The organism is Streptomyces sp. NPDC028308 (assembly GCF_055565855.1).
On the sequence record NZ_JBVHTO010000006.1, the window covers coordinates 283,479 to 309,985 of the forward strand.

The 26,507-nt window shown below is 70.2% G+C and carries 24 protein-coding genes; 4 read left to right on the top strand and 20 right to left on the bottom strand.

The window, feature by feature from the left end:
* Positions 1–28: 28 nt before the first annotated feature.
* The 8 genes from ACZ4VA_RS15770 to ACZ4VA_RS15805 all read right to left on the bottom strand — a co-directional run bounded on the left by ACZ4VA_RS15770 (position 29) and on the right by ACZ4VA_RS15805 (position 8,181).
* On the bottom strand, positions 29–1,108 hold the full coding sequence (locus ACZ4VA_RS15770) for a helix-turn-helix transcriptional regulator (protein WP_356172560.1): 1,080 nt from the start codon (positions 1,106–1,108) through the stop codon (positions 29–31).
* A 16-nt stretch (positions 1,109–1,124) separates the two neighbouring features.
* Entirely contained in the window at positions 1,125–2,078 is a 954-nt protein-coding gene (locus ACZ4VA_RS15775; RefSeq protein WP_355792908.1) for a helix-turn-helix transcriptional regulator, read from the bottom strand.
* Positions 2,079–2,273: 195 nt separating this feature from the next.
* Entirely contained in the window at positions 2,274–2,645 is a 372-nt protein-coding gene (locus ACZ4VA_RS15780) for an FKBP-type peptidyl-prolyl cis-trans isomerase (RefSeq protein WP_121404199.1), read from the bottom strand.
* Between the two features lie 54 nt (positions 2,646–2,699).
* Complete coding sequence (locus ACZ4VA_RS15785) at positions 2,700–3,674, bottom strand: FKBP-type peptidyl-prolyl cis-trans isomerase (protein WP_356172557.1); 975 nt, start codon at positions 3,672–3,674, stop codon at positions 2,700–2,702.
* A gap of 153 nt (positions 3,675–3,827) precedes the next feature.
* Positions 3,828–4,481: a hypothetical protein gene (locus ACZ4VA_RS15790; protein WP_356172554.1), complete on the bottom strand. Its 654-nt coding sequence runs from the start codon at positions 4,479–4,481 to the stop codon at positions 3,828–3,830.
* Between the two features lie 15 nt (positions 4,482–4,496).
* Positions 4,497–5,129, bottom strand: coding sequence for a matrixin family metalloprotease (locus ACZ4VA_RS15795; RefSeq protein ID WP_356244247.1), 633 nt, complete (start codon positions 5,127–5,129; stop codon positions 4,497–4,499).
* A 421-nt stretch (positions 5,130–5,550) separates the two neighbouring features.
* On the bottom strand, positions 5,551–6,912 hold the full coding sequence (pafA, locus tag ACZ4VA_RS15800) for a Pup--protein ligase (RefSeq protein ID WP_121404192.1): 1,362 nt from the start codon (positions 6,910–6,912) through the stop codon (positions 5,551–5,553).
* 9 nt (positions 6,913–6,921) lie between these two features.
* Positions 6,922–8,181 (bottom strand): MFS transporter, encoded by a 1,260-nt coding sequence (locus ACZ4VA_RS15805; protein ID WP_468081691.1) that lies wholly within the window; start codon positions 8,179–8,181, stop codon positions 6,922–6,924.
* A 116-nt stretch (positions 8,182–8,297) separates the two neighbouring features.
* Here ACZ4VA_RS15805 and ACZ4VA_RS15810 point away from each other — a divergent pair, with 116 nt between their 5' ends.
* Entirely contained in the window at positions 8,298–9,311 is a 1,014-nt protein-coding gene (locus tag ACZ4VA_RS15810; RefSeq protein ID WP_356172549.1) for a LacI family DNA-binding transcriptional regulator, read from the top strand.
* Positions 9,312–9,402: 91 nt separating this feature from the next.
* On the opposite strand, the gene prcA is transcribed toward ACZ4VA_RS15810, so the two are convergent.
* The 6 genes from prcA to arc form a co-directional block, all read right to left on the bottom strand.
* Positions 9,403–10,149, bottom strand: coding sequence for a proteasome subunit alpha (gene prcA, locus ACZ4VA_RS15815; protein WP_355785177.1), 747 nt, complete (start codon positions 10,147–10,149; stop codon positions 9,403–9,405).
* Between the two features lie 58 nt (positions 10,150–10,207).
* Positions 10,208–11,053, bottom strand: a complete 846-nt coding sequence (gene prcB, locus ACZ4VA_RS15820) for a proteasome subunit beta (RefSeq protein ID WP_355785174.1) — start codon at positions 11,051–11,053, stop codon at positions 10,208–10,210.
* Complete coding sequence (locus ACZ4VA_RS15825) at positions 11,005–11,517, bottom strand: endonuclease VII domain-containing protein (protein ID WP_468081694.1); 513 nt, start codon at positions 11,515–11,517, stop codon at positions 11,005–11,007. Before ACZ4VA_RS15825 ends, prcB begins: the two co-directional genes overlap by 49 nt.
* 125 nt (positions 11,518–11,642) lie before the next feature.
* Positions 11,643–11,861, bottom strand: coding sequence for a ubiquitin-like protein Pup (locus ACZ4VA_RS15830; protein WP_358854624.1), 219 nt, complete (start codon positions 11,859–11,861; stop codon positions 11,643–11,645).
* A 167-nt stretch (positions 11,862–12,028) separates the two neighbouring features.
* On the bottom strand, positions 12,029–13,540 hold the full coding sequence (dop, locus tag ACZ4VA_RS15835) for a depupylase/deamidase Dop (protein WP_355785166.1): 1,512 nt from the start codon (positions 13,538–13,540) through the stop codon (positions 12,029–12,031).
* Between the two features lie 233 nt (positions 13,541–13,773).
* On the bottom strand, positions 13,774–15,540 hold the full coding sequence (gene arc / locus ACZ4VA_RS15840) for a proteasome ATPase (RefSeq protein WP_121404178.1): 1,767 nt from the start codon (positions 15,538–15,540) through the stop codon (positions 13,774–13,776).
* A 254-nt stretch (positions 15,541–15,794) separates the two neighbouring features.
* Here arc and ACZ4VA_RS15845 point away from each other — a divergent pair, with 254 nt between their 5' ends.
* Entirely contained in the window at positions 15,795–16,100 is a 306-nt protein-coding gene (locus tag ACZ4VA_RS15845) for a ferredoxin (RefSeq protein WP_355785164.1), read from the top strand.
* Between the two features lie 37 nt (positions 16,101–16,137).
* Here ACZ4VA_RS15845 and ACZ4VA_RS15850 read toward each other — a convergent pair whose 3' ends face one another.
* The 3 genes from ACZ4VA_RS15850 to ACZ4VA_RS15860 form a co-directional block, all read right to left on the bottom strand.
* A complete protein-coding gene (locus ACZ4VA_RS15850; protein ID WP_389390968.1) occupies positions 16,138–16,716 on the bottom strand; it encodes a hypothetical protein in 579 nt (192 codons plus the stop codon).
* A gap of 194 nt (positions 16,717–16,910) precedes the next feature.
* Complete coding sequence (locus ACZ4VA_RS15855; protein WP_355790974.1) at positions 16,911–17,813, bottom strand: tRNA (adenine-N1)-methyltransferase; 903 nt, start codon at positions 17,811–17,813, stop codon at positions 16,911–16,913.
* Between the two features lie 99 nt (positions 17,814–17,912).
* Positions 17,913–19,901 (bottom strand): site-2 protease family protein, encoded by a 1,989-nt coding sequence (locus ACZ4VA_RS15860; RefSeq protein ID WP_468081699.1) that lies wholly within the window; start codon positions 19,899–19,901, stop codon positions 17,913–17,915.
* A gap of 176 nt (positions 19,902–20,077) precedes the next feature.
* Between ACZ4VA_RS15860 and ACZ4VA_RS15865 the strand changes: the two genes are divergently transcribed.
* Positions 20,078–21,169, top strand: coding sequence for a RecB family exonuclease (locus ACZ4VA_RS15865; protein WP_388906328.1), 1,092 nt, complete (start codon positions 20,078–20,080; stop codon positions 21,167–21,169).
* A 14-nt stretch (positions 21,170–21,183) separates the two neighbouring features.
* A complete protein-coding gene (locus tag ACZ4VA_RS15870; RefSeq protein ID WP_121416646.1) occupies positions 21,184–21,858 on the top strand; it encodes a response regulator in 675 nt (224 codons plus the stop codon).
* A 99-nt stretch (positions 21,859–21,957) separates the two neighbouring features.
* Here ACZ4VA_RS15870 and ACZ4VA_RS15875 read toward each other — a convergent pair whose 3' ends face one another.
* The 3 genes from ACZ4VA_RS15875 to ACZ4VA_RS15885 all read right to left on the bottom strand — a co-directional run bounded on the left by ACZ4VA_RS15875 (position 21,958) and on the right by ACZ4VA_RS15885 (position 26,340).
* Positions 21,958–23,541: an ABC transporter substrate-binding protein gene (locus ACZ4VA_RS15875; RefSeq protein ID WP_356172529.1), complete on the bottom strand. Its 1,584-nt coding sequence runs from the start codon at positions 23,539–23,541 to the stop codon at positions 21,958–21,960.
* Between the two features lie 78 nt (positions 23,542–23,619).
* Positions 23,620–25,215, bottom strand: a complete 1,596-nt coding sequence (locus ACZ4VA_RS15880; protein WP_356172526.1) for an ABC transporter substrate-binding protein — start codon at positions 25,213–25,215, stop codon at positions 23,620–23,622.
* Between the two features lie 423 nt (positions 25,216–25,638).
* Positions 25,639–26,340, bottom strand: coding sequence for an HAD family hydrolase (locus tag ACZ4VA_RS15885; RefSeq protein WP_468081703.1), 702 nt, complete (start codon positions 26,338–26,340; stop codon positions 25,639–25,641).
* Positions 26,341–26,507 lie beyond the last annotated feature (167 nt).

Consider the following 26,507-nt stretch of genomic DNA (forward strand, 5'->3'; position numbering starts at 1 on the left):
TCACGTGAACCAGAGATCGCCGACGTGCTCAAAGCCCCTGCTCCTGCCTGTCGTACAGCCCGTCCTGAACTCCATGGGGCCCGGCCTGCCCGGCGGCCGCCCGCGGTGCGAGGGCCTCGCGCGGCGCGGGCTCGTCGTACGCGGCGAGCGCCTCGCGGGCCGCGCGGCGGGCGCTGTCCGCGAGGTCCTGCGGCGAGACGATCCGGCCGTCGCCCCCGAGCCGCAGGGCGAGGCGGCGCAGCGAGGCCGGGTCGGGGGCGCGCAGCGTGATCCGCAGTCCGCCGTCGGGCAGTTCCTCGGCGCTGTCGTGCGGGTAGTACTCGGCGACCCAGCGTCCGCCGGGTCCGACCTCGATCACCACCTCGGGGTCCTCGGCGGCGGGCTGCACCAGGCCCTCGGAGAGGTCCCGCAGCTCGATCTCGGGCGGCGCGGACGGCTCGTCCAGGATGCGGATCTCGGCGACCCGGTCCAGCCGGAAGGTGCGGCGCGCCTCGGAGCGCCGGCACCACGCCTCGACGTAGGTGTGGCCGACGCTGACCAGGCGGATGGGGTCGATCTCGCGCTCGGAGAGCTCGTCGCGGGCGGGCGAGTAGTAGCGGATCCACAGCCGGCGCCGCTCGGAGATGGCCCGGTCGACGTCCGCGAAGACGCCGCCCTCGGACTCGAAGGTGACGGAGAGGCGGGAGCTGGCGCCCGCCGCCTCGCCCGCCGCGGCCTCGACCTTGGCGGTGGCCCGCAGCAGTGCCTGCCGGTCCCCTTCGCGCAGGCCGGGCAGCGTGGAGACGGCGCGGGCGGCCACGAGCAGGGCGGTCGCCTCGTCGGCGGCCAGCCGCAGCGGTTCGGCCGCCTCGGCGCCGAGGGCGGCGGGGTTGTGCCACCAGATGCGGTCGCCGTCGGTGTCGATGTCGAGGAGGTCGCCGCCGCGGAAGCTGGTGCCGCACAGCGGCAGCACGTCGAGGTCGGAGATCAGCTCGTCCTCGCTGATCCCGAAGGCGCGGGCGACATCGCTGACCCGCGCGCCGGGACGCTCGCGCAGATACGTCACCAGCGACAGCATCCGCCGGGTCTGGTCGATGGCGTTCGCCGGCCTGGCCGGTTTGCCTGCCACGTTCTTCGTGTCCCCCTCAGCCCTTGGCCACGGCGCGCAGCCGGTCCACCACGTCGGCCCGCAGCTCCGCGGGCTCCAGGACCACGACGTCCGGCCCGAACTCCACGAGCCAGGCGTCCAGGCCGTGCCCGTACGGAATCTCCAACTCGTCCCAGCCGTCTCCGAGTTCCCGTACGGAGACGGCCTTGGCGCGCAGCGGGTAGCCGGCGCCGGCGCGCAGCCGGATCAGGGCGGAGCGGTCGGCGTTCTCCCCGGCCCAGCTCGCGACCGTCACGCGCACGGTGACGACGTCGGGGACCTCGGCGGTGAACTTCCCGGAGCGGGTGCGCACCTTGCCGGTGATCCGCGAGAGCCGGAAGACGCGCTCGGCGCCGCGGTCGCGGTCCCAGCCGGCCAGGTACCAGTGACCGCGCCAGCACTCCAGGGCCCACGGTTCGACGGTGCGGGGCTCGGGGCGGGCGGCGGTGGCCTTGCGGTAGTCGAAGGCGACCGGGCGGCGGTCGCGGCAGGCCAGCATCAGCGGTTCGAAGGCGGCCTCGTGCACGGGGATGTGCGGTTCGAGGGCGCCGTGGGCCTCGTAGGGGTCGACGTCCTCGGGCAGTCCGGCGGCGCGGAGCTTCTGCAGCGCGCCGCTCGCCGCGCCGGCCAGACGGGCCTGCTGCCAGACCTTGGCGAGGAGGCCCAGGGCGGCGGCCTCCTCGGCGTCCAGGGTGATGGGCGGCAGGCTGTTGCTGTCGCGGCGGGCGAGATAGCCGATCTCTCCGTCTAGGTTCTCGACGGTCTCGATGACCAGCCCGAGTTCGCGCAGGTCGTCCTTGTCACGCTCGAACATGCGGTTGAAGGAGTCGTCCGACCCGGCTTCGAGGTAGGCCTCGATGGACTCGCGCAGCTCGCGCTTGCTGAGCGGCCGCCGCGTCCCGAGCAGACACAGCGCCAGGTTCATCAGCCGCTCGGCCTTGGCAATGGCCATCGACGCCCTTCCTATGGTGCTTCCGACCGATGACCGTACCGCTCCGGAGTGTCGCGGCAAAAGCCGAGGGCCCATGCCGGACAGGCATGGGCCCAGGTGATCGGGTCCGGTCGGAACTCGATCACACGGTGTACGAAGATCGGACCGCGATCCGATTCCTAGGATGATCGGACCCGGTTCGGTTCATACGGCGGCTCAGACCGAGACGAGGTCGCAGACGAAGATCAGCGTCTCGCCCGGGGCGATCCGGCCGCCGGCGCCGCGGTCGCCGTACGCGAGGTGCGCCGGGATGGTGAGCTGGCGACGGCCGCCGACCTTCATGCCCTGCACGCCCTGGTCCCAGCCGGAGATGACCTGGCCGACACCGAGCTGGAACTGCAGCGGGGTGCCGCGGTTCCAGGACGCGTCGAACTCCTCGCCGGTGGAGAAGGCCACGCCCACGTAGTGGACCTTGACCGTGTCGCCGGCCTTGGCGACCGGTCCGTCGCCCTCCCAGATGTCCTTGATCTCGAGGTCCGCCGGGGGCTCGCCGCCCGGGAAGTCGATCTCGGGCTTCTCGATGCTCACTTCATTGCTCCTTGATACGCGGCATGGTCCCGGACGGTGTCAGTGACACCGCGGTCAGACCGTACCGAGGATATCCACTACGAAGACCAGGGTGTTCTTGGCCAGCTCGCTCTGCGGGTTGCCGCCGTAGGCCAGGTCCGGCGGGATGACCAGCAGGACGCGGTCGCCGACGTTCTTCCCGACGAGCCCCTTGTCCCAGCCCTGCACCACGGAGCCGGTGCCGATCTGGAAGGCGGTGGCGCCGCCGTGGTTCCAGGAGGAGTCGAACGTCTTGCCGTCCTCCCACTTGACGCCGGTGTACTGCGCGATCAGGCCCTGGCCGGCCTCGACCTTCGGGCCGCTGCCCTTGATGAGCACCTGCTCCTTGAGGTCCTTCGGAGCCTTGGTGTTCTTCGGGATGGTGATGACCGCCGGCTTCTGCGAGGGGGCCTTCACCACCGGCATACCCGGCTCGGGAGCGGCCTGCTCGCCCTTGACCTCGGCCTTGGAGTCGACGGTGGCGGCACCGACCGCGTCGACCACCCAGATGAGGACGTCCTTCTTGGCGATGCCGGAGGACGTGTTGAGGTTCTCGCCGATCAGGTCGCCCGCGGTGCCCTGCACCAGGACGCGGCTGCCCTGCTTCTCACCCTCGACGGCGTCGAGCACCTTGGCCGGCAGCTGCTGGCTCTGCTGGCCGATCCGCTCCACGGCCTGCTGGCGCGGCCCCTTGCCGGTGCTCGCCGCGGTCCAGGTGCCGCCGAGTTCCTTGGCGCCGTCCCACTTCTCGACGGTCCAGTCCAGCCGGACGAAGTCCGACTTCTTGATCTCCTTGCCGTCGCCCTTGACCACGGTCTTGGTCACCGTCTTCTCCGACGGGTCGCCCTCGGGCACGGAGATCTTGGGCTTCTGCCCGACCTTCCCCGAGACCGAGGCGACTCCTCCGGCGGAGCCGCCGTTGTCGTCACCGTCCGAACCGCACGCGGCGGTGAACAGCAGGGCGGGTACGGCCAGCAGCGCGACGGCGCGGCGCTTCACGTTGTAGTTCATCAGTCCAACTGGGGATCGGAGGCGGGGCAATGGCCGCCACTCTACGGCGTACGCACAACGCTGCACGGATTGTCGCGACACGCGCGGGTGCCCGGATCGGGTGACGACCCGGGCACCCGCACCGCCGCGAAGGCGAGCGGCTCCCCCGTGCCCCTAACGCGCCGACAGCGCGCGGAGCTTGCCGCGGAACTCGGCGCGGTCCATCCGCGCGGCCGGGCCGCCGTCGTGCGCGCCGCCCGCGTACGTGGCGTCGACGACCGAGCCACCCGTCGCGCGGTAGACGAAGTTGGGCGTCATGGCCGGGCTCGTCTCGGAGTCGACGGCCGCGTACTCCGTGCCGAAGACCACCAGCGAGGTGCCGACCGCGAAGGTCTTCTTCGCCGGCGCCTCCTCGACCTCGTAGCGGACCCCGTCGGCCGTGCCGCCCATCGAGCGGACGACGACCTCGGCGCCCTTCTTCAGAGCCCCCTTGTGGACCCGGTCCACGCGGACGACCACCGGCGTGTAGACGACCTCGAACGTCGAGCCGTCGTCGAGCACGTCGGTGGCGTGCACGTCGGCGCGCCGCTTCACGACCGTGCCCTCGAAGACGTTCTCGTTCTGCGGGAAGCCGATCGCCGCGGCGGGACTGCTGTCCACGGCGTACGGGTGCCCTTCGACGACGCGCACCTTCTTCTCCCCGGCGCCGCCCGCCCGCTCACCCGGGTCCGCGGCCGAGGAGCACGCGGTGGCGCCGAGTACGAGGACGACGAGAGCTGCGGAGGCGCGGGCGAGGGCGCGCGGCCTTGCTGTGCGTACTGCGGTCATGTCTGTTTCCCCCGGTCAGTAGATGGCTTTGACGCCGGCTATGTCGTCGCTGTTGAGCCCGCGCCGGGTGCCGGTGTTGATGGTCGTCATCACCGACTTCTTCTCGGCGGCCGTGTACGCGGAGCCGTCGGGGCAGTGCGCGGGCCACGGGTGGGCGAGCCCGGTGAAGTGCCCCACCTCGTGCACGGCGACGGTCTGCACGTCGGCCTTGTTCTGGCCGATGTTCTGGCTGGCGTTCACCCAGTGGAAGCGGTTGGAGAGGTAGAGCGTCCCGCCGTTGTGGGTGCCGCCCGACCGCTGGGCCGCCGCGTAGCCGGGCGCGCTGCCCATGAGACTCGTGTAGCTGTACGAGGCGCGGAAGGCGTAGATCTGCCATCCGGCGGTGTACGTCGGCGCGTTGTAGCGCAGGTTGGAGCCGCTGCGGTTCCACTGCAGCAGACCGCCCTTGAGTCCGTTCCTCAGCCCGCTGGGGAACGTGGTGTTGGCGGCGATCGACCACGGGTTGGCGGTGCTGTTCCACTTCGTCATACCGGAGCGGCAGTACGCCGCGGCCGGCGAGGCGCTCATGCCCACGAGCGCGGTGGCGACGACGGCCCCCGCCGTGGCGAGAACGGCCGCCTCACGTCCCTTTGTCCTGACCCAGCGCAAGATGTACCCCCTGTTTTGTGTCCGACCGGCTGGTCATGGCCATGTCGGTGGAGGCAGTAAAACAACGGGCCGGGCTGGGGTCTTCTGCATTTCCGCCGAAACCGCCCGCACGGTGAAAGCGGGATCGGCCGCGGTACGGCATGTCGCTCGCGGACGACCATTCGCACGTGATAGCGAATCACGGTACGGCGTCGCCGCGGAGAGGGCGATTGAGGACGTTTTGTCGTCACCGTCGGGCGAGCGGGTTCAGGAATCAACCATTCCGGACAGCCGCGCCCTTCTCGGGACATCGTGACATGTCTCACCCCGCCGTCCGCCCGCGCCTCTCACGTCCAGGGCGGGGCGGACACGGGAAACGCCCGATGCCCGGCGGCATCACTGCCTCCGGGCATCGGGCGTCATCGGGCGCTGGGCCGCCGGCTCACATGCCGGCGATCAGCTTCTCCACGCGGTCGTCGACGGAGCGGAACGGGTCCTTGCACAGCACGGTGCGCTGCGCCTGGTCGTTGAGCTTGAGGTGGACCCAGTCGACCGTGAAGTCGCGGCGCTGCTCCTGGGCGCGCCGGATGAAGTCGCCGCGCAGCCTCGCGCGCGTGGTCTGCGGCGGCACGGACTTGCCCTCGAAGATCTTCAAGTCGTTGCAGATCCGGGCGGCTTGCCCCTTCTTCTCCAGCAGGTAGTACAGGCCCCGGCGCCGGTGGATGTCGTGGTAGGCGAGGTCTATCTGGGCGACCCGCGGGTGCGACATCGTCATGTTGTGCTTGGCCCGGTACCGCTCGATGAGCTTGTACTTCATGACCCAGTCGATCTCGGTGCCGATCCGGTCGAGGTCCTCGGCCTCGATCGCGTCCAGCGTGCGGCCCCAGAGCTCCAGGACCTGCTCGACGGTGCCGGTGCGGATGCCGCGGCGCTCGCAGAAGTCCACGGCCTTCTCGAAGTACTCCCGCTGCACCTCGAGGGCGGAGGCCTCGCGACCGCTGGCGAGGCGCACCTTGCGGCGGCCCGTGATGTCGTGGCTGACCTCGCGGATCGCCCGGATCGGGTTCTCCAGGGTCAGGTCGCGCATCACCGTGCCCGCCTCGATCATGCGCAGCACGAGGTCGGTGGCACCGACCTTCAGGAGCATGGTGGTCTCGGACATGTTCGAGTCGCCGACGATGACGTGCAGCCGGCGGTAGCGCTCGGCGTCCGCGTGCGGCTCGTCGCGGGTGTTGATGATGGGCCGGGAGCGGGTCGTCGCGGAGCTGACGCCCTCCCAGATGTGCTCGGCACGCTGGCTGACGCAGTACACGGCGCCGCGGGGTGTCTGCAGCACCTTGCCGGCGCCGCACAGCAGCTGCCGCGTGACGAGGAACGGAATGAGGATGTCCGCGAGTCGGGAGAACTCCCCGTGCCGGGCCACAAGGTAGTTCTCGTGGCACCCGTAGGAGTTGCCCGCCGAGTCGGTGTTGTTCTTGAACAGATAGACGTCGCCCGCGATTCCTTCCTCGTGCAGGCGGCGTTCGGCGTCGACGAGGAGTCCTTCGAGAATGCGCTCGCCGGCCTTGTCGTGGGTGACCAGCTCGGTCACGTTGTCACATTCGGGTGTGGCGTATTCCGGATGTGATCCCACGTCGAGATAAAGGCGGGCACCGTTCCGCAGAAAGACATTGCTGCTGCGGCCCCATGACACGACACGGCGGAAGAGGTACCGCGCCACCTCGTCGGGAGACAGGCGCCGCTGTCCCCTGAACGTACACGTGACGCCGTACTCGTTCTCCAGCCCGAAAATGCGGCGGTCCATGACTGAACATTACGCCCGATCCCCTGTGCTGAAACGGGGTTCGACGGCACGGTTTGGATCATTTTCCGATGAGACCGCAACGACCGCGCCCGCGGCGGGAGCTGCGAGGACCCGCCCGGTGGCCATGAGGACCAGCAACGACACGGCTCCCGCGGCGCCCGGCACGGCGAAGCCCCAGAAGGCTCCGCCCCACTGGACGACCGGTCCGGCGAGGCCCGTTCCGACCGACGCGCCGACCGTGAACGTGGTCACCAGCCAGGAGAACGCCTCGGTGACCGTGCCGCGCGGGGCGTGCCGGTCGACGATGATGAACGCGCAGGCGATGCAGGGGGCGAGGAACACGCCGGACAGGGCCGTCAGCGCCGTCATGGCGACCGCGCCGGGCACCAGCATCAGCGGCAGGTAACACACGGCCAGCAGGGCCACCAGCCAGCGCAGTCGGCGCTCCGGCGCACCCGCCCACTGACGCGCGCCGTACACGGTGCCGCCGACCAGCGCGCCGAGGCCGAGCGCCGCCATCAGCCAGCCGTACACGGCGTCGCCGCCGTGGTCGTCGGCGTAGGAGACCGCGGCCACCGTGATGGAGCCGAGGGCCATGCCGATGAACAGGAACGCACCGAGCAGCGCCAGCAGCCCCGGTGAGCGCAGCGCGCCCAGCCAGTGGGCCTCGCGCGGGGCCGAACGCCACGCGCGCGAGGGCGGCGAGAGGACCACGGAGAGGGCGCCGAGGACGCCTATGACGCTCAGGACGAGCAGGGCGGCCTGCGCGGACCACAGCGACACGCAGAGAGTCACGAGCAACGGCCCGACGGTGAACATGACTTCCTGCGCGACGGCGTCCATGGCGTACGCCGTGTGCACCTGTTCCTCCTTGCGCAGGACGCTGGGCCACAGGGCACGCAGGCCGCCCTCCAGCGGAGGCGTGAAGAGTCCGGCGACGGCCATCGAGGCGTACGCGAGGGGCAGCGGGTCCGTGCCCGCGAAGGCGAACACGGACATGCCGAGGGCCGAGACGAGCGCGGCGGGCAACTGGACGCGCGGCTGCCCGTACAGGTCAACCAGGCGGCCGAGCAGCGGCTGGCCCACCGCGTTGGCGACCCCGTAGACCGCGGCCAGCGCCCCGGCCAGGCTGTAGGTGCCGCCCTCCGCGCGGATGAAGAGCACGACGGCGATCGCGGCGGTGGCGTTCGGCAGCCGCCCCACCAGCGTGCCGGTGAGGAGCCGCGCGGCGTGCCTCGCCCTGAGGATCTCCAGGTATCCCGCGGCCATGTCGCCTTCTCTCCCAAGCACCGAGGCCGTCCGCGCCTCAAGTTTTACGTATAACTTCGTCTCCCATACGTACCATGTGCCCAGTCCGCGAGTCCAGCAGAGAGACAGGTCGACCGGTGGCACCAGGTAGTACGCGCCCCACGAGCCGGGACGTCGCCCAGGCCGCCGGGGTCTCCCAGGCGGCCGTCTCCCTGGTGCTCGGCGACAAGTGGCGCGGCCGGGTCTCCGCGGCGACGGCCGACCGCGTCAGGGAGGCCGCCCGCGAACTCGGCTACCGGCCCAACCTCGCCGCCCGCAACCTGCGCCTCGGCCGCACCCGGACCGTCCTCCTCGTGGTGCCCGCCCTGACCACCGAGTTCTTCGCCGGCGTCTACACCGGAGCCGCCCGGGTCGCCGCCCAGCACGGCTTCGGCGTGGTCCTGTACCCCTCCCCCGAGGGCATCGGCCCCGCCCGCGACCCCTTCGGCTCCGCCCCCGCCGCCCTGGACGGCGTCCTCGCCTCCTCCATGGCCGCCGACGCCCTCACCGCCATCCGCGGCGACCAGCTCCCCCTGGTCATGCTCGACAGCGACCCCGCGGGCAGCCTGGGCGCGGCCACCGTCAACCTCGACATCGCCGACGGCGTGCGGCAGATCGCCGAGCACCTGCTGGCCCTCGGCCACCGGCGCGTCCTGCACCTGGCGGCCGACATCGCCTCCTGGACGTTCGAGGTCAGGGCGCGGGAACTGGCCGCACGCCTCGCCGAGGTCCCCGGCACTCAGCTGCGGACCGCCCGGGCGCCCATCTCGATGGAGGACGCCGTGGCCGCCGCGGGAGCCGCTCTCGGCGCTCCCGGACCTCGGCCCACCGCGATCGTCTGCGACGACGACAAGCTGGCCGCGGGCGCCTACAAGGCGGTACGGCGGCTCGGCCTGCGCGTCCCGGACGACATCTCGGTCACCGGCCTGGACGACCTGGCGCTCGCCACCGCCATCGATCCCGAGCTGACCACCGTGCGGCTGGACGCCGAGCTGTTCGGCGAACGCGGCATGGCGGCCCTCCTCGCGGTCCTGGAGGGCCGCACACCCGAGGGCGGCGACATCCCCGTCCAACTGGTCGTACGGGGCTCCACGGCCCCGCCCCCGGACTGACGGCCCCCGCCCCCGGGCAGGCCGTGCCGCAGACGCGACGTGCCCCGGCCGAATGCGGCCGGGGCACGTGGAGCGAGGGTTACCGACGAGGTCACTCCTCGTCGTCGGGGTCCTCGGCCTCGGTGGCGGTGGACGCGCCGCCCGCCTCCAGCAGGCGGCCGAGCTGACGCCCGGTGATCCGCTTGAACTTTCGCTGCTGCGGACGCGTACGGTCCAGCACCGCGACCTCCAGGCGCTCCGCGGGGATCTCCCGCTCACCGCCGTTCGGCTCGCGGGACAGGGACTGCACCGCCAGCTTGAGCGCCTCGGCGAGCGACATGCCGTCCTGGTGGCGCTGGTCCAGATAGCTGCTGATCTGCTCGGCGTTGCCGCCGACCGCGACCGAGCCGTGCTCGTCCACGATCGATCCGTCGTGCGGCAGCCGGTAGATCTGGTCGCCCTCGGGGGTCTCCCCGACCTCGGCGACCACCAGCTCCACCTCGTACGGCTTCTCGGCGGCGGAGGAGAAGATCGTGCCCAGCGTCTGGGCGTAGACGTTGGCGAGACCGCGGGCGGTCACGTCGTCCCGGTCGTACGTGTATCCGCGCAGGTCGGCGTAGCGGACACCGCCGATGCGCAGGTTCTCGTACTCGTTGTACTTGCCGGCGGCGGCGAAGCCGATCCGGTCGTAGATCTCGCTGAACTTGTGCAGCGCGCGGGAGGGGTTCTCGCCGACGAAGACGATGCCGTCGGCGTACTGCAGCACGACCAGGCTGCGGCCACGGGCGATGCCCTTGCGGGCGTACTCCGCCCGGTCGGCCATCGCCTGCTGGGGTGAGACATAGAACGGCGTCGACACCGGTTATCCGTCCCTTTCTGTCGAAGTCACAGGGTCACCTTGGTAACGGAGAGCGGTGTCAGAGCAGCGCGGCCCGCGGGCCGTCGGGCTGCTCGAGGCGCCGCTCCAGGATCGCGCGGGCGATCTCGGAGGACTCCGGCTCGGTGAGCCTGCGGAATCCTTCGTCGGTGATCACGGTGACGATCGGGTAGATCCGGCGGGCGACATCGGGACCGCCTGTCGCCGAGTCGTCGTCGGCGGCGTCGTAGAGCGCCTGGACGACCAGGGTCGTGGCCTGCTCCTCGGTCAGGTCGTCGCGGTAGAGCTTCTTCATGGCGCCACGCGCGAAGATCGAGCCGGAGCCGGTGGCGGCGAAGCCGTGCTCCTCGGAGCGGCCGCCGGTGACGTCGTAGGAGAAGATGCGGCCGCGCTCGCGGTCCACGTCGTAGCCCGCGAAGAGCGGGACGACGGCGAGGCCCTGCATGGCCATGCCGAGGTTGGAACGGATCATCGTGGAGAGGCGGTTCGCCTTGCCCTCCAGGGAGAGCGTGGCACCCTCCACCTTCTCGAAGTGCTCCAGCTCCAGCTGGAACAGCTTCACCATCTCGACGGCAAGACCCGCGGTGCCGGCGATGCCCACCGCCGAGTACTCGTCGGCCGGGAAGACCTTCTCGATGTCGCGCTGCGCGATGACGTTGCCCATGGTGGCCCGCCGGTCACCGGCGAGGACCACGCCGCCGGGGAACGTGACGGCGACGATAGTGGTGCCGTGCGGCGCCTCGATCACGCCCTGAGTGGGCGGCAGCTGCCGGTTGCCCGGAAGCATGGCCGGCTGATGCTCGGACAGGAAGTCCATGAAGGACGACGACCCGGGCGTCAGGAAGGCAGCCGGTAGACGCCCGGTGCTACGAGTGTTGGCTTCCACGCGATTCCTTCCACGTAAGCAGCAGCCCGTCTTATGGCATCGGGCCGATCCTTGAACTGCCCCAGTGCGGCGTTGCAGCTGAAGCACAGTACGCCTCGGACCCTACCCGTGCTGTGGCAGTGATCAACATGCTCGGCCGGGGCTACGAGGCAGATGCAGCAGAGACCATGTTGCTCCGCGACCATTGCTTCCAACTCAGCTGGAGTCAGGCCGTACTTGCGCTGGAAGTAACTGACCCGGTTGCGCTCCGCACGGCACCCCCGGCAGTAGCTCGACCAGCCATCCGAAGAGGACTTGTTGCGTTCCCATTCCGAATGCGGCTTCACCTCGGTGCACTGCGGGCAGCGCTTGTGCCCTCTCGGTACCGGCACCTTCACACGCACCGACCTGCCCTTGGCCTCCTGGCGCTGCCGGTAGTACTCGGCAGAGCACTCCCGGCAGTACGCCTGAAGACCGTCGCGCATGGATCGGTTGCCAGCGAACCTCGCCCGCGGCAAGTACTGCTTGCACCGCGAACAGCGCCGCAACTCCGGACCTGCGGTCAACTCCAGCCCTCCGCACTCACCTTCGTTTCGAAGGTGAAAGTCGCCTACTCCCCGCCCTTCTGAACGAATGACCTCACGAAATCCTCAGCATTCTCTTCGAGCACATCATCGATTTCGTCCAGCACGGAGTCCACGTCGTCGCTCAGCTTCTCCTGGCGCTCCTTGAGGTCCTCGGAGCCCTGCGCTTCCTGCGTCTGCTCCTCGGCCTCCTCGGTGGAACGCGTGGCCTTCTGCTGCCCGCCGCCGGTGTCCTTGGTCGCCATAACCCTCACCCCGCTCGGTTCGACGTTCTTGATCAGACCCTACAAGCAGGGTCCGACATCGGCCCCGCAGTTGCTACAACGTCCCGGAGCCACCTCGATGATTCCCGGACGGCGCCTGTTTCCACCCCGCCCGAGCCGCTCGGGCCCGGCGGGGGCACCTGGCCCGCTCAGCGCCCCGAAAGGACCCTGACCAGGTCTTCCGCCGTACGGCAGCGGTCCAGGAGCTCCTTGACGTGATTACGCGTTCCGCGAAGCGGCTCCAGGGTTGGGACGCGCTGGAGCGAGTCCCGGCCGGGCAGATCGAAGATCACCGAGTCCCAGGAGGCCGCCGCGACGTCGTCCGCGTACTGCTCAAGGCAGCGCCCGCGGAAGTACGCCCGGGTGTCCTCCGGAGGCTTGGTGCGGGCCCGCTCGACGTCCGTCTCGTCCAGGAGGCGCTTCATGCGGCCCCGGGCCGCCAGACGGTTGTAGAGGCCCTTGTCGGGCCGTACGTCGGCGTACTGGAGGTCGACCAGGTGCAGCCGGGCCGCGTCCCAGTCGAGGTCGTCCCGGCGCCGGTACCCCTCCATGAGCTCCCGCTTGGCGACCCAGTCGAGCTCCCCGGAGAGGCTCATCGGGTCGTTCTCCAGGCGATTCAGGGTGTCCTCCCAGCGCGCCAGGACATCCTTGGTCTGGTCGTCCGCGTCGGCGCCGAAGCGCTCCTCCACGTATTTACGGGACAGCTCGAAGTACTCCATCTGGAGTTGTACGGCGGTGAGTGTCCGGCCGCTGCGGAGCGTGACCAGGCGCTTGAGCGTCGGGTCGTGCGAGACCTGGTGCAGCGTGCGGACGGGCTGGTCGACCGCCAGGTCGACGGCGATGAAGCCGTCCTCGATCATCGAGAGGACCAGGGCCGTCGTGCCGAGCTTGAGATAGGTCGAGATCTCGGACAGGTTCGCGTCGCCGATGATCACGTGCAGGCGGCGGTACTTCTCCGCGTCCGCGTGCGGCTCGTCGCGCGTGTTGATGATGGGCCGCTTGAGGGTCGTCTCCAGACCCACCTCGACCTCGAAGTAGTCGGCGCGCTGACTCAGCTGGAAGCCGTGCTCGTGGCCGTCCTGGCCGATGCCGACGCGGCCGGCGCCGGTGACCACCTGCCGGGAGACGAAGAAGGGCGTGAGGTGCCGCACGATGTCCGAGAAGGGGGTCTCCCGCTTCATCAGGTAGTTCTCGTGCGTGCCGTAGGAGGCACCCTTGTTGTCCGTGTTGTTCTTGTAGAGGTGGATGGGCTGGGCGCCGGGCAGCTGCGCCGCGCGCTCCGCGGCCTCCGCCATGATGCGCTCGCCGGCCTTGTCCCACAGGACGGCGTCCCACGGGTTGGTGACCTCGGGGGCGCTGTACTCCGGGTGTGCGTGGTCCACGTACAGCCGCGCGCCGTTGGTCAGGATGACGTTGGCCAGACCGATGTCCTCGTCGGTGAGCTGGCTGGAGTCGGCGGTCTCACGGGCGAGGTCGAAGCCTCGCGCGTCCCGCAGCGGATTCTCCTCCTCGAAGTCCCACCGGGCGCGGCGCGCCCGGTGCATCGCCGCCGCGTACGCGTTGACGATCTGGGATGAGGTGAGCATGGCATTGGCGTTGGGGTGGCCGGGGACGGAGATTCCGTACTCCGTCTCAATGCCCATTACTCGCCGTACGGTCATGCGGCCCTCCTTGCCCGGCGGCGCCCTCGGTCGGGGGCGCTGCTCAAGTACCGCTGGTGCTCCGGTGCGTGCGCGGTGCCCGTCCCCGCATCACGCGACTCGGCGGTACGAAAGAGCCTAGAACGCCTTTGCGCTGGTGGGGAGATCATTTGCGTCATTGCCTTGCTCCGGCATGGCCTGAAAAACAGTCGGCTGCGGATACCCGCGAAGGGCACCCGCAGCCGCCCTGTCTTTTACAGGTACTGACCGGTGTTCGCCACCGTGTCGATGGAGCGCCCGGTGTCCGCTCCCTGCTTTCCGGTGACGAGGGTGCGGATGTAGACGATCCTTTCACCCTTCTTACCGGAGATGCGGGCCCAGTCGTCCGGGTTGGTGGTGTTCGGCAGGTCCTCGTTCTCCTTGAACTCGTCCACGCATGCCTGGAGGAGATGGGAGACCCGAAGGCCCTTCTGGTTCGCGTCGAGGAAGTCCTTGATGGCTGCCTTCTTCGCGCGGCCCACGATGTTCTCGATCATGGCGCCGGAATTGAAGTCCTTGAAGTACAGGACTTCCTTGTCGCCGTTGGCGTAGGTGACCTCGAGGAAGCGGTTCTCCTCGGATTCGGCGTACATCTGCTCCACGGCGGTCTGGATCATTCCGTGGACCGTGGCCTCCCGGTCGCCGCCGTGCTCACCGAGGTCGTCGGAGTGCAGCGGGAGCCGCGAGGTGAGGTACTTCGCGAAGATGTCCTTGGCGGCCTGGGCGTCCGGACGTTCGATCTTGATCTTCACGTCGAGCCGGCCGGGGCGCAGGATCGCGGGGTCGATCATGTCCTCGCGGTTCGAGGCGCCGATCACGACCACGTTCTCCAGGCCCTCCACACCGTCGATCTCGGCGAGCAGCTGGGGGACGATGGTGTTCTCCACGTCCGAGCTGACACCGGAGCCACGGGTGCGGAAGAGGGACTCCATCTCGTCGAAGAAGACGATGACGGGGGTGCCCTCGCTGGCCTTCTCACGCGCACGCTGGAAGACGAGGCGGATCTGCCGCTCGGTCTCGCCGACGTACTTGTTCAGGAGCTCGGGGCCCTTGATGTTGAGGAAGAAGCTCTTGCCCGTGGCCTGTCCGGTCACCTCGGCGACCTTCTTGGCCAGCGAGTTGGCGACGGCCTTGGCGATGAGCGTCTTGCCGCATCCGGGGGGCCCGTACAGCAGCACACCCTTGGGTGGCCGCAGTTCGTGCTCCTTGAAGAGGTCGGGGTAGAGGTACGGGAGCTCGACCGCGTCGCGGATCAGTTCGATCTGGTTTCCCAGGCCGCCGATCTGCTCGTAGCCGATGTCAGGGACCTCTTCGAGGACGAGTTCCTCGACCTCGCTCTTCGGTACGACCTCGTAGACGTAGCCGGACCTGGGTTCGAGCAGCAGGGCGTCGCCGGGACGGATGGTGACGTCCAGCAGCGGCTCGGCGAGCCGTACCACCCGTTCCTCGTCGGTGTGCCCCACCACCAGAGCGCGCTCGCCGTCCTCGAGGATCTCCTTGAGGGTGACGATGTCGCCGACGCTCTCGTACTCCATGGCCTCGACCACGTTGAGGGCTTCGTTCAGCATCAGTTCCTGGCCGCGACGGAGCTCTTCGAGCTCCACGCTCGGGCTGACGTTCACCCGGAGCTTGCGGCCCCCGGTGAAGATGTCCGCCGTGCCGTCCTCGTTCGCCGTGAGGAAGACACCGAAGCCTGCCGGCGGCTGGGCCAGCCGGTCGACCTCCTCCTTGAGGGCCACGATCTGGTCGCGGGCCTCACGGAGCGTGTTGGCGAGCCGCTCGTTCTGCGCGGACACGCCGGCCAGGTTGGTCTGCAGCTCGACGATCCGCTCTTCGAGAATCCTCGTGTGCCGCGGAGAGTCGGCGAGCTTGCGTCGCAGGACGGCGATCTCCTGCTCAAGGTAGGCAATCTGCCCGGCGGGGTCATCGGACCCTCTTCCCGGGCGGATGCCGCGGTTCATGTCGTCGTCGTGGGCTGCCACGGTCCTCACCTCCTCCAAGGGGAGCTGGACGCTTCCAGACCCTACCTGGGTGGGTGTCGATTGAAACCCCTAGATCACAAAGACTGTCGAGGTGTGTCCGATCTTCACCCTTGCGCTCTCCCTCACGCCAGGGGAATACCCACCCAACATGATTGGGAAGCGGACGGAGGTAGGGTCGAAGTGTTCAACACCCGTCAGAGCTGGCCCGACTTGCCGACGTTTCGGACCGCTCGACGCAGGAAACGGCAGGAGAAATGACCGTGCAGCAGGAGGCAGAAGTCGACGGCGAGGCGCTCGAGGTCTGGATCGACCAGGATCTCTGTACCGGCGACGGCATCTGCGCCCAGTACGCGCCCGAGGTCTTCGAGCTGGACATCGACGGTCTGGCCTACGTGAAGAGCGCGGACGACGAGCTGCTCCAGGCGCCGGGCGCGACAACCCCCGTGCCGCTGACGCTGCTGCGCGACGTGGCCGACTCCGCCAAGGAGTGCCCGGGCGACTGCATCCACGTCCGGCGCGTTTCGGACAGGGTCGAGGTCTACGGGCCGGACGCCGGGTGACCTGAGGTCACCCGCTGTCACCGCCTCGTCCGGTTCCTCACACGCTCCGTGCCTCGGAGGGCGTGGACCGGACGAACGTGCCGTCCTTCCACTGCCACTTGGCGCGGTCCTTCACGTCCGGGCAGCAACTCGGCACGGCGGACGAGGAGTAGCCGAGCAGGGTCGCCGTGACGGTTCGGTCGCGCAGCGCGAATTCCGAGACGCTCAGCCGGTCCTGGGGTTCGACCAGCGTGGCCACCACTCGCGGCTTGTCGGCGCCCTCGCCCTGGGTGAGCACGTAGACACCGTTCGGCGGGGTTCCCGAGCCGGCGTCGCAGCGCACCACGGCCACGGTCTCCGGGCGGCCGTCCCCGTCGAGGTCCCCGGACGCCTTCTTCTGTACCAGGACCTTCGCGGTCCCGCACTCGATGGGGAAGGCGACCGCCGCGGGATCCGGGGGCGCCACGGCGGCCGGGGCGGCCTTCGCGTCGGTGCCCGCGGCCTGGGCCGCCGTCGCCGAGTCGGGCTGCAGGACCGAGGACAGCGCGACGACTCCCGCGAGGGCGGTGGCCGTGGCGAGCCAGTGGATGGGGCTGGTGTGGGTGTGTGCCAGTTCCGGGACGGCGGATTGCTGCACTCGGAGCGTCTCCTGTGAAGGCTGTACCGGTGGGGGGTGGCTGCATGGTGCCACACGTCACAGTGAGGCGGAACCGCGGGGTGGGTACTCGTGCGGGTCGGTCAACGGAAAAGCGCTGTGGCCGAGTTCCCGGGCGTTCCCGGGAACTCGGCCACAGTCGTGGTGCGTTGGACAGCCGGCACGCGGCCGCCGGTTCAGCGGCCGGAGCCGCCGTCGGCGTTCGGTCCCGCGTAGTCGTCGCCGTAGGCGCCCTTGGCGGGGCGGCGGCGGCGCATGGGCGGCTCGACGCCGTCCGCGAGGCGGCGGGCGGTGAGCAGGAAGCCGGTGTGGCCGATCATCCGGTGGTCCGGGCGGACGGCCAGGCCCTCGATGTGCCAGTTGCGGATCATCGTCTCCCACGCGGTCGGCTCGTTGAAGCAGCCGATCTCGCGGATGGACTCGACGGTGCGCGCGAGCTGCGTGGTGGTGGCCACGTAGCAGCACAGGATGCCGCCCGGGACGAGCGCCTTGGAGACGGCCTCCAGGCACTCCCAGGGGGCGAGCATGTCGAGGATGACCCGGTCGACGTCGGTGTCGCTCAGGTTGTCCTGGAGGTCGCCGACGGTGAGCTGCCAGGCGGGGTGCGGGCCGCCGAAGTAGCGCTCCACGTTCTGCCGGGCGATGTCGGCGAAGTCCTCGCGGCGCTCGTAGGAGTGCAGCATGCCCTGGTCGCCGATGGCGCGCAGCAGGAAGCTGCTGAGGGAGCCGGAGCCCACTCCCGCCTCCACGACGCGCGCGCCGGGGAAGATGTCGGCGAAGGACAGGATCTGCCCCGCGTCCTTGGGGTAGACCACGGCGGCGCCGCGGGGCATGGACAGGACGTAGTCGGGGAGCAGGGGGCGCAGCGCGAGATAGGCGACGTTCCCCGTGGTGCGGACAACGCTGCCCTCGGGAGCGCCGATCAGCTCGTCGTGGGGGAAGGAACCCTTGTGGGTGTGGAAGTTCTTCCCGGCCTCGAGCGTGAACGTGTAGTGGCGGCCCTTGGGGTCGGTCAGCTGAACCTGGTCCCCGACCTTGAAGGGCCCGCGCCTGCGGGCGGCACCGGTCGGTTCGGACATGTGACCAGCCTACCGGTCCCGAAGAGGGCCGCGGACCACCCGTGGGGCGCCCGGCGGAGGGCCCCGCGGCTCCCCCGGACCGGCCGGCCGGGGTGATCGCTACGAGGGCCGTGCCATCGCCTTGACGAAGGCCCGCTCCACGTCGGCGGCCGACAGGACGCCGTAGATCTCGCCGGAGTCCTCCACCACCAGGTATTCGGTGGCGGGGGTGGCGCGCAGGACGTCGAGGAGTTCCTCGCCCGCGAGCTCGGCCGAGACGCGCATGCCCTCGGTGAGGTCCTGGGCCAGCCCGCTGACCGCGACCCAGGGGCGGCGGTGCTCCGGTACGCCGACGATGGCGGCCTCGCGGACCAGTGAGAGGGGTTCGCCGTCGGGGTCGACGACGACGAGCGCGCGGGCTCCGGCCTCGTTGGCGCGGCGCAGGGCCTCGGAGAGGGGCGTGCTGGTCTCGACCGGGACCGCGCGCCGGGTGAGCGAGCGGGCGCGCAGCTCGGGCAGGTGCTCGCGCAGCCGCGCCATCCGCAGGCTGTTGCCGGCGCCGGTCCAGATGATCGCGGCGAGGATCGCGGCGAGCAGGGCGTCCATGACGGTGTCCATGCCGCCGATGTCCTCGGGCGCGTCACCGAGGGCGCCGGACTGGGTGAGCAGGGGCAGCCCGATCAGTACGGAGACGGCGAGCGCGCGGCCGACCCAGGCGGCGGCGACGGTGCCGCTCATCGGCCGGCCGGTGATCTTCCAGACGACGGCACGCAGCATCCGGCCGCCGTCGAGGGGCAGACCGGGCAGCAGGTTGAAGGCGGCGACGATCAGGTTGGAGATCATCAGGCCGGCCAGCAGGACCCCGGGGACGGTGCCGGGTTCGACGCCCTGGAGGGCGAGGTAGAAGAGGCCCGCCAGGACCAGGGAGAGCAGGGGTCCGACGAAGGCCAGCACGAACTCCCGGCCGGGTGTCTCGGACTCCTTCTCGATCTCCGAGACACCGCCGAAGAACTGGAGCTGGATCCGGCGCACCGGCAGCTTGAAGCGCAGGGCGGCGACCGTGTGGGCCAGCTCGTGCACGAGTACGGAGGCGTAGAAGGCGACGGCGAAGAAGAGGGACACCAGGTAGCGCAGGTTGCCCAGCTCGGGCAGCACCCGGTCGAGCTGTCCGCCGAACACCCAGGTGATGAGCGCGGCCACGAGGAACCAGCTGGGGGCGACGTAGACCGGCACGCCGAAGGGCCGCCCCATGAGCAGCCCGCCACCGGGTTCCTTGGCCCGGCGCGGGGGCCGTGCCTTGCGTCCCGACGCGGCCGGGGTCCGGTGCCCCGCCGCTCCGGACGGCCCGGCCGGGTCCTGCGGGTCCGCCGGGTGGGAGTGCGCGGGAGTCCGGTGACCGGCGGCTCCGTGCGGCCCGGCGTGCGGGTCCGCGTGGGAGTCGTCCCCGGAAGCCTTATCGCCGTGCGCGGCCAGGGTCCGGTGGCCGGCGGCTCCGTGCGGCCCGGGGGCGGCGTCCGGGGCCTGCGCGGGCGGCTGGGGGTTCGCTGCCGTCGGCTGCCCGGTCGGGCGCTGCGGGGCCTCGTCGGCGGGACTCGGTGACACCTGCTCGCCGTGCGCGGCCGGGGTCCGGGGGCTCGCGGCTCCCCGGGGTCCGGGCGCGGTGTCCGGGGACTGCGCGGGCGGCTGGGGGTTCGCTGCCGTCGGTTGCCCGGCCGGGCGCTGCGGGGCCTCGTCGGCGGGACTCGGTGACACCTGCTCGCCGTGCGCGGCCGGGGTTCGGGGGCTCGCGGCTCCCCGGGACCCGGGCGCGGTGTCCGGGGCCTGCGAGGGTCGCTCGGGGTTCGTCGCCGGTGGCTGTCCGGCCGGGCGTCGCGGGGGCGTGCGGGCGGCGTCCGCCTGAGGCTCGGGGTCGCTCGGGCTCGGCTCGGGGGTGTCCGTCGGCGTCTCGTCGGCGGGCCCTGCCGGGCCGGGGGCGTCCGGGGGTGTGGCGTGCCGTTCCGTCGCGGGGTGCCCGGTGCCGGTGGCCTCGGGTGCCGACGGTTCCGCGTGACGCTCGGGCGCCTCGTCTTTGCCGGACCGCGGCTGCCCGCTCCCGCCGCTCTCGTCCACGATGTCCCCTTGTTCGAAGCGTCTCCCCACTCCCGATCATGCAGGGCGGGAGGGTCTCCGGTCGATGGTATGCGGCCGTAGCGGCGTGTTCCGCCCCGGCACCCCCTCTGTTTTCCGTGCCGTCGGAGGAGCGGCGGCTGGGTCGGTGTCGGTGCCGGGCCGTATGGTCTGTCGTCATGGACACCAGCACCGAGGACGCGGCGGAGACCGTCGCGGCCGGCACCGCGCAGGCCCCCGCCGAGAGTCCCGGCCGGGCCGGGCCGCGGGAGGCCGCCGCGTCCGTCACGACCTCGGTGACGTCCGGGCCGCCGGCGCCGTCCGGCGCCGGTCCGGCCGAGGGTGTGCCGGCCCAGGCCGTCGAGCCGGCCGTCGTCGCGACGGAGCCGGCCGCCGCCGAGCCGGTCGTGGCGGTCACGGCCGTGCCGCCCGCGTCGCTGTCGCCCTCGCGCGCGGGCGACTTCATGCAGTGTCCGCTGCTCTACCGCTTCCGGGTGATCGACAAGCTCCCCGAGAAGCCGAGCGAGGCGGCCACGCGCGGCACCCTGGTGCACGCGGTGCTGGAGCGCCTCTTCGACGCACCGGCCACGGAGCGCACCGCCCCGCGCGCCAAGTCGCTGATCCCCGGTCAGTGGGACCGGCTGCGCGAGACCAGGCCGGAGGTCGTGGAGCTGTTCGCGGACGACCCCGAGGGCGAGCGGCTGGCACGCTGGCTCGGCGAGGCGGAGCGGCTGGTGGAGCGCTGGTTCACGCTGGAGGACCCGACCCGGCTCGAACCGGCCGAGCGCGAGCTGTTCGTCGAGGCGAGTCTGGACTCCGGGCTCAGGCTGCGCGGCATCATCGACCGGGTGGACGTGGCGCCCACGGGCGAGGTCCGGATCGTCGACTACAAGACCGGCAAGGCGCCCCGGCCGGAGTACGCCGAAGGCGCCCTGTTCCAGATGAAGTTCTACGCCCTGGTCGTCTGGCGGCTGAAGGGCGTCGTCCCGCGGCGGCTCCAGCTCGTCTACCTGGGCAGCGGTGACGTGCTGACGTACGACCCGGTCGTCGCGGACCTGGAGCGCGTCGAACGCAAGCTGCTCGCGCTGTGGGAGGCGATCCGGGAGGCCACCGAGACGGGCGACTGGCGGCCGCGGCCGACCAAGCTCTGCGGCTGGTGCGACCACCGGGCGGTGTGCCCGGAGTTCGGCGGCACTCCCCCGCCGTACCCGCTCCCCGTCAGGGCGCCCGAGTCCGGTGGAACCGAGCAGGGCAGAATGGGGCCGGACTAGCGAAGGAGACTTACGTGGCCATCCGCGTCCTACTGGTCGACGACCAGCCGCTGCTGCGTACCGGCTTCCGGATGATCCTGGAGGCGGAGCAGGACCTCGCGGTCGTCGGCGAGGCCGGAGACGGCCTCCAGGCACTCGACCAGGTACGTGCCCTGCAGCCCGATGTGGTTCTGATGGACATCCGTATGCCGCGGATGGACGGGGTCGAGGCGACCCGGCAGATCACCGGCCCCGGCCGGGACGGTCCGGCGAAGGTGCTCGTCCTGACCACCTTCGACCTCGACGAGTACGTGGTGGAGGCGCTGCGCGCCGGCGCCAGCGGTTTCCTCCTCAAGGACGCGCCGGCCAACGAGCTGGTGCAGGCGATCCGGGTCGTGGCGGCGGGCGAGGCGATGCTCGCGCCGAGCATCACGCGCCGGCTGCTCGACAAGTACGCGGGTCATCTGCCGTCCGGCGACGAGCCGGTGCCGGACACCCTGCACACGCTGACCGAGCGGGAGGTCGAGGTGCTGAAGCTGGTGGCGCGCGGCCTGTCGAACGCGGAGATCGCGGCCGACCTGTTCGTCAGCGAGACCACCGTCAAGACGCATGTGGGACACGTCCTGACCAAGCTGGGCCTGCGCGACCGGGTGCAGGCCGCGGTGTACGCGTACGAGAGCGGGCTGGTGCGCCCCGGCGCCCAGCAGTAGCCCGCGCCGTCCGTGCCCGGCGGGCTCTGCGGACACGGACATGCGTCAGGGGCGCCCCCCTTCCGGTGGGAAGGGGGGCGCCCCTGACGTATGTCGTGCTCAGCTCTTGCTGATCTCCCAGAAGCGGAAGACGGTCGAGGCGTCGAGGCAGTTCTCGAGACCGTAGACGTTCTCGCGCACCACCGCGTACTGCTTGGCCTGCCACACCGGGATGACCGGGATCTGGTCGGCCACGATGTTCTGGACCCGGCCGTAGTCGGTGTCGGTCGAGGCGCGGTCGCTCTGCGCGGCGATCCTGGGCAGGAGCCGCGAAGTGATCGTGCTGTTGGTGTAGTTGTTGCTCAGCACGTTGCCGTCGCCGAAGAACGGGGCGGTGAAGTTGTCGGGGTCCGGGTAGTCCGGCACCCAGCCCTTCACGTACACGCCGTACTTGCCCTTTGCGATGTCCTTCTCGTAGCGGCCGAAGGCGACCGACTTCACGCTCGCGTCGAACAGTCCGCTCGCGTTGAGCTGCTTGGCGATCGCCCTGAACTCGTTGTCGGTGGCCGGGCCGTAGCGCGACGGGGTCGACCAGAGGGTCAGCTTCACCTTGCCGGTGACGCCCTCCTGCTGGAGCGCCGCTTGCGCCTTGGCCTTCGAAGGACGGGCGCCGTAGGTGTTGAAGAACGCCGTGTCGTGCCCGGCGATGCCGGCCGGGATGATCGAGTACAGCGGGGTCGCCGTGTCCTGGTAGACCTCGTTGACCAGGGCCTCGCGGTCGAGCAGGTAGGCGATGGCCTTGCGTACGCCGAGCTTGCCGGCGACCGGGTCGTCCATGTTGAAGACGAGGTGCTGCACCTCGGCGCTGCTGCCCTCGACGACGTCGACGCCCTTGCCGGTGGAGGTGTGGTTGTCCAGGTCCGCGATGTCGTTCGCGGCGAGGCCGCGGTAGGCGACGTCGACGCGGTCGGCGAGCAGCGCGTTCTTCAGGGCGGGCTGGTCGCCGTGGAAGAACTTCAGGGTCACGCCGGCGTTGTGGGCCTCGGCGGGTCCCCGGTAGTCCTCGTTCACCGAGAAGACGGCCTGGTCCTTGTCGAAGGACTCCAGCTTGTACGGGCCCGAGCCGACCGCCTGGCCGTCGGTGCGCAGTCCGTCGGCGGAGTACTGCCGGTGGTCCACGATCGAGCCGGCGCCCGAGGCGATCTTGCTCGGGAAGGTGGCGTCGGCGTACTTGAGCTTGAAGACGACGGTCTTGGCGTCCGGCGTGGTCACCTCGTCGAGCATGGGGAACATGATCGCGGGGCCGGTGGCGTCGTTGATCTTCAGCATGCGGTCGAAGGAGAACTTGACGTCCTTCGAGGTGAGCGGGTCACCGTTGCTGAACTTCAGGCCGTCGTTCAGGGTGCAGGTGTAGACCTTCGTGCCGGTGTCCGTGAAGGCGCACTCCTCGGCGGCCTCGGGCTCGGGCTCGGTACCGCCCTTGGGGAAGCTCAGCAACGACTGGAAGACGTTGTTGAACAGCAGCCACGACCCGGGGTCGTAGCCTGCGGCGGGGTCGGTGGCGAGGACGTCGTCGGACATCCCCACGACCACGGAGGAGCCGGTGCCGCCGGAGTCGCCGGTGTCCGAGCCGCAGCCGGTCAACAGACCGGCGGCCAGCCCCGTCACGACGGACAGGACCGGCCACTGGTTACGCATGTTCACGTGCAAGTGCCTTGTCATTGGATCTGAAGGGCCCGGGACCCGAGGAGGGTCCCGGGCCGGGGGAGGCCGGCGGGCTGCTCAGAGGCCGCGGCCGAGCTCCCAGAGCTGCAGGGTCGAGGAGGAGTTGATGGCCCACTCGGCGCCCGTGATGTCGTCGCGTGCGGCGATGTACTGCTTGCCCTGCCACAGCGGCAGCAGCGGTACGTCGGCGGCGACGATGTCCTGGATCTCCGAGATGCTCTTCGACGCGCTGAGCCGGTCCGCCTCGCGACGGGACTCGGGGATCAGCGTGTTGCGGATCTCGCCGTTCGCGTAGGGCGAGCCGAGGGTGTTGTCCTTGTCGAGGAACGGCGCGAGGTAGTTGTCGGCGTCGGGGAAGTCGGGGAACCAGCCCATGCCGTAGATGTCGTACTTGCCGGCCATCTCGGCGGGACGGAACTTGTCCCAGGCCTCGCCCTTGATGTCGACGTCGAACAGCCCGCTGGCGTTGAGCTGCCGCTTCAGGACCTCGAACTCCGACTTGGTGGCCGTGCCGTAGTGGTCGGTCGTGTAGTGGAGGGTGACCTTCACCGGGGTGGTGATTCCGGCCTTGTTGAGGAAGCCCTTGGCCTTGGCGGTGTTCGGCTCGCCGTACTCGTTGAAGAACGAGTTGCTGTGGCCCGTGATGGTGGCGGGGACCATCGAGAAGAGCGGCTCGGCCTGGGTGCCGTACACCTTGGAGACGAGCTCACCGCGGTTGACGAGCTGGGCCACGGCCTGCCGGACGGCCTTCGACTTGACCGAGGAGGCGGCGGTGTTGAAGCCGAGGTAGCGGATCTCCAGACCCGGCACCTCCACCAGGTCGATGTCGCCGTCGTCCTTGGAGAGCTGCTGGATCTGCTTCGGCGTCATGGAGCGGGTCATGACGTCGATGTCACCCTTGTCGAGGGCGGTGCCCATCTCGTCGGCGCTCGTGAAGGAGCGCATCTCGACCTTGTCGTTCTTCGGCTCCAGGAGCCCCTTGTAGTGGGGGTTCTTGGTGAAGACGGCCTTGACGAGCTCGTTGTCCTTGACCTCGGACTCGACGGTGTACGGGCCGGAGCCGTCCACCTGGAAGCCGTCGCGCAGCTTGCCCTTCTCGTAGTCGTCGGGGTTGACGATGCCGGCGACCGGGGTCGACAGCTTGAAGGGGAAGGTGGCGTCCGCCGTCTTGAGGTGGAAGATCACCTCGCGGTCGCCCTGGGTCTCGACCGTGTCGACGGTGGACAGCAGGGCGAACACCCCGCTGTCGGCCTTGAGGGACAGCGCGCGGTCGATGGAGAACTTCACGTCCTTCGCGGTGACGGGGTCACCGTTGGAGAACTTGAGGTCCTTGCGCAGGGTGCAGACGTACCGCTCGTTGCCGGCGTCGGTGAAGCCGCACTTGTCGGCCGCCTCGGGCTGGGGCTCACCGTCGCCACGCGGCTGCGCCATGAGGGTCTGGACGGTCTGGCGAAGGATGTTCCAGGTGCCGACGTCGTACGCGTATGCCGGGTCGAGCGGCGCGGGGGCGTCACTCGTGACGGTGAACCGGTCCGTGGTGCCGACGACGATCGCGTCGCCCCCCTTGCTGCCGCTGTCGGACCCACCGCAGCCGGCGAGCACGGGGCCGAGCAGGCCGACGATCGCCGGCAGCACCAAAGTCTTGCGGTTCATGCTCGAGTTTCTCCAGAGCTGTCGAGTCCGTGTACCCGGCATGCAGGGGTGGTGCTGCGGATCACGGGGAGTTGTGGCGAGGTTCTCGCGACGAGATTAGTCCGCACCTGCGGGGCGTCTCACAGGTACGGGAGCCACCCTCCCATCACGCTGCGAAACCGGGCGCGGACGCACCGAAAACCCGACAGGGGAAGGAACCGCGCAGTGTTCCACCAATCAGGACACAAGGGCACACGGACCACCCCCGAAAAGGGGGACTAAGCACACCGCGTCCGTGATGTCGACCCCGATACTCGTGACGAACGTCACAGTGTCAACTCGGCTGACAGGTACCGGAATTCGGCCATCCGACCTGGTTCTGAATTGTCCGGGCGGTCATTCGACGATTTTCCGCGTTTGCCGTTCCGCACGCTGGGTGAAGCTCTAGCGCTTTTCCGTCATCAGGCCGTGCAGAAATCGGAGATCGACGTCTTCGAGAGAGGACACGACGGTGCGGCGCGGAGCGGGCGCGATGGGTGACACCGAGGGCACGACGACCACGTGGCAGCCCGCCGCCTCGGCCGACGCGACGCCGGTCGCGGTGTCCTCGACGACCGCGCACCGGGCCGGATCGGCGTCGAGCCCGGCGGCCGCCAGCAGGTACGGGTCGGGGAACGGCTTGGTCCGCTCGACCTCGTCGCCCGCGATCGTCAGGCTGAAGTACTGGGGACCCAGGGCGGTCAGCACCCGGTCGATGATGCGCCGGTGGGAGGCGGAGACCAGCGCGGTGGGGATCCCGTGCGCGGCCAGCTCGGCGAGCAGCCGGGCCGCCCCCGGCATCAGCGGGAGCGCCTGTCCGATGCGGCTCTCGAAGCCGTCGTTGAGCAGGACGCTCAGCTCGGGCAGGGTGATGTCGGCGCCGGTGGCCTCGATGAGGAAGCCGGCGCTGCGGGTCATGGGGCCGCCGACCACGACGTGGCGCCAGGAGTCGTCGAGCGTGTGGCCGAGGGACTTGAAGACCTCGACCTCGACGTCCCACCAGAAGCCCTCGGTGTCCACCAGGGTGCCGTCCATGTCGAGGAGCACGGCCTGCAGCGCTGAGCCTTCGGCCGTACGGGTACCGAGCGCGGAAACCGTACTGGTCATCCGGGCGCACCTCCTTGAGGGACGATCAGGCCGGCTGCCCTTTTCGACGAAGGGGCAACCGGCCTGCGGTGGACCGACCAGTGTACGACTTGTCCGACCGGAATGCCTCGGTGTGCCCTCGGGCGTGCCTCGCGTCACGCCGGAGCCCGCCCCGCGAGGGGGCGGGC

Excerpts from the sequence above, each read along its gene's own strand:
- ACZ4VA_RS15775 (WP_355792908.1), bottom strand. The coding sequence starts at position 2,078 with ATGGCCATTGCCAAGGCCGAGCGGCTGATGAACCTGGCGCTGTGTCTG.
- ACZ4VA_RS15785 (WP_356172557.1), bottom strand. The coding sequence starts at position 3,674 with ATGAACTACAACGTGAAGCGCCGCGCCGTCGCGCTGCTGGCCGTACCC.
- ACZ4VA_RS15790 (WP_356172554.1), bottom strand. The coding sequence starts at position 4,481 with ATGACCGCAGTACGCACAGCAAGGCCGCGCGCCCTCGCCCGCGCCTCC.
- pafA (WP_121404192.1), bottom strand. The coding sequence starts at position 6,912 with ATGGACCGCCGCATTTTCGGGCTGGAGAACGAGTACGGCGTCACGTGT.
- ACZ4VA_RS15805 (WP_468081691.1), bottom strand. The coding sequence starts at position 8,181 with ATGGCCGCGGGATACCTGGAGATCCTCAGGGCGAGGCACGCCGCGCGG.
- ACZ4VA_RS15825 (WP_468081694.1), bottom strand. The coding sequence starts at position 11,517 with ATGCGCGACGGTCTTCAGGCGTACTGCCGGGAGTGCTCTGCCGAGTAC.
- ACZ4VA_RS15830 (WP_358854624.1), bottom strand. The coding sequence starts at position 11,861 with ATGGCGACCAAGGACACCGGCGGCGGGCAGCAGAAGGCCACGCGTTCC.
- dop (WP_355785166.1), bottom strand. The coding sequence starts at position 13,540 with ATGACCGTACGGCGAGTAATGGGCATTGAGACGGAGTACGGAATCTCC.
- ACZ4VA_RS15845 (WP_355785164.1), top strand. The coding sequence starts at position 15,795 with ATGACCGTGCAGCAGGAGGCAGAAGTCGACGGCGAGGCGCTCGAGGTC.
- ACZ4VA_RS15855 (WP_355790974.1), bottom strand. The coding sequence starts at position 17,813 with ATGTCCGAACCGACCGGTGCCGCCCGCAGGCGCGGGCCCTTCAAGGTC.
- ACZ4VA_RS15865 (WP_388906328.1), top strand. The coding sequence starts at position 20,078 with ATGGACACCAGCACCGAGGACGCGGCGGAGACCGTCGCGGCCGGCACC.
- ACZ4VA_RS15880 (WP_356172526.1), bottom strand. The coding sequence starts at position 25,215 with ATGAACCGCAAGACTTTGGTGCTGCCGGCGATCGTCGGCCTGCTCGGC.
- ACZ4VA_RS15885 (WP_468081703.1), bottom strand. The coding sequence starts at position 26,340 with ATGACCAGTACGGTTTCCGCGCTCGGTACCCGTACGGCCGAAGGCTCA.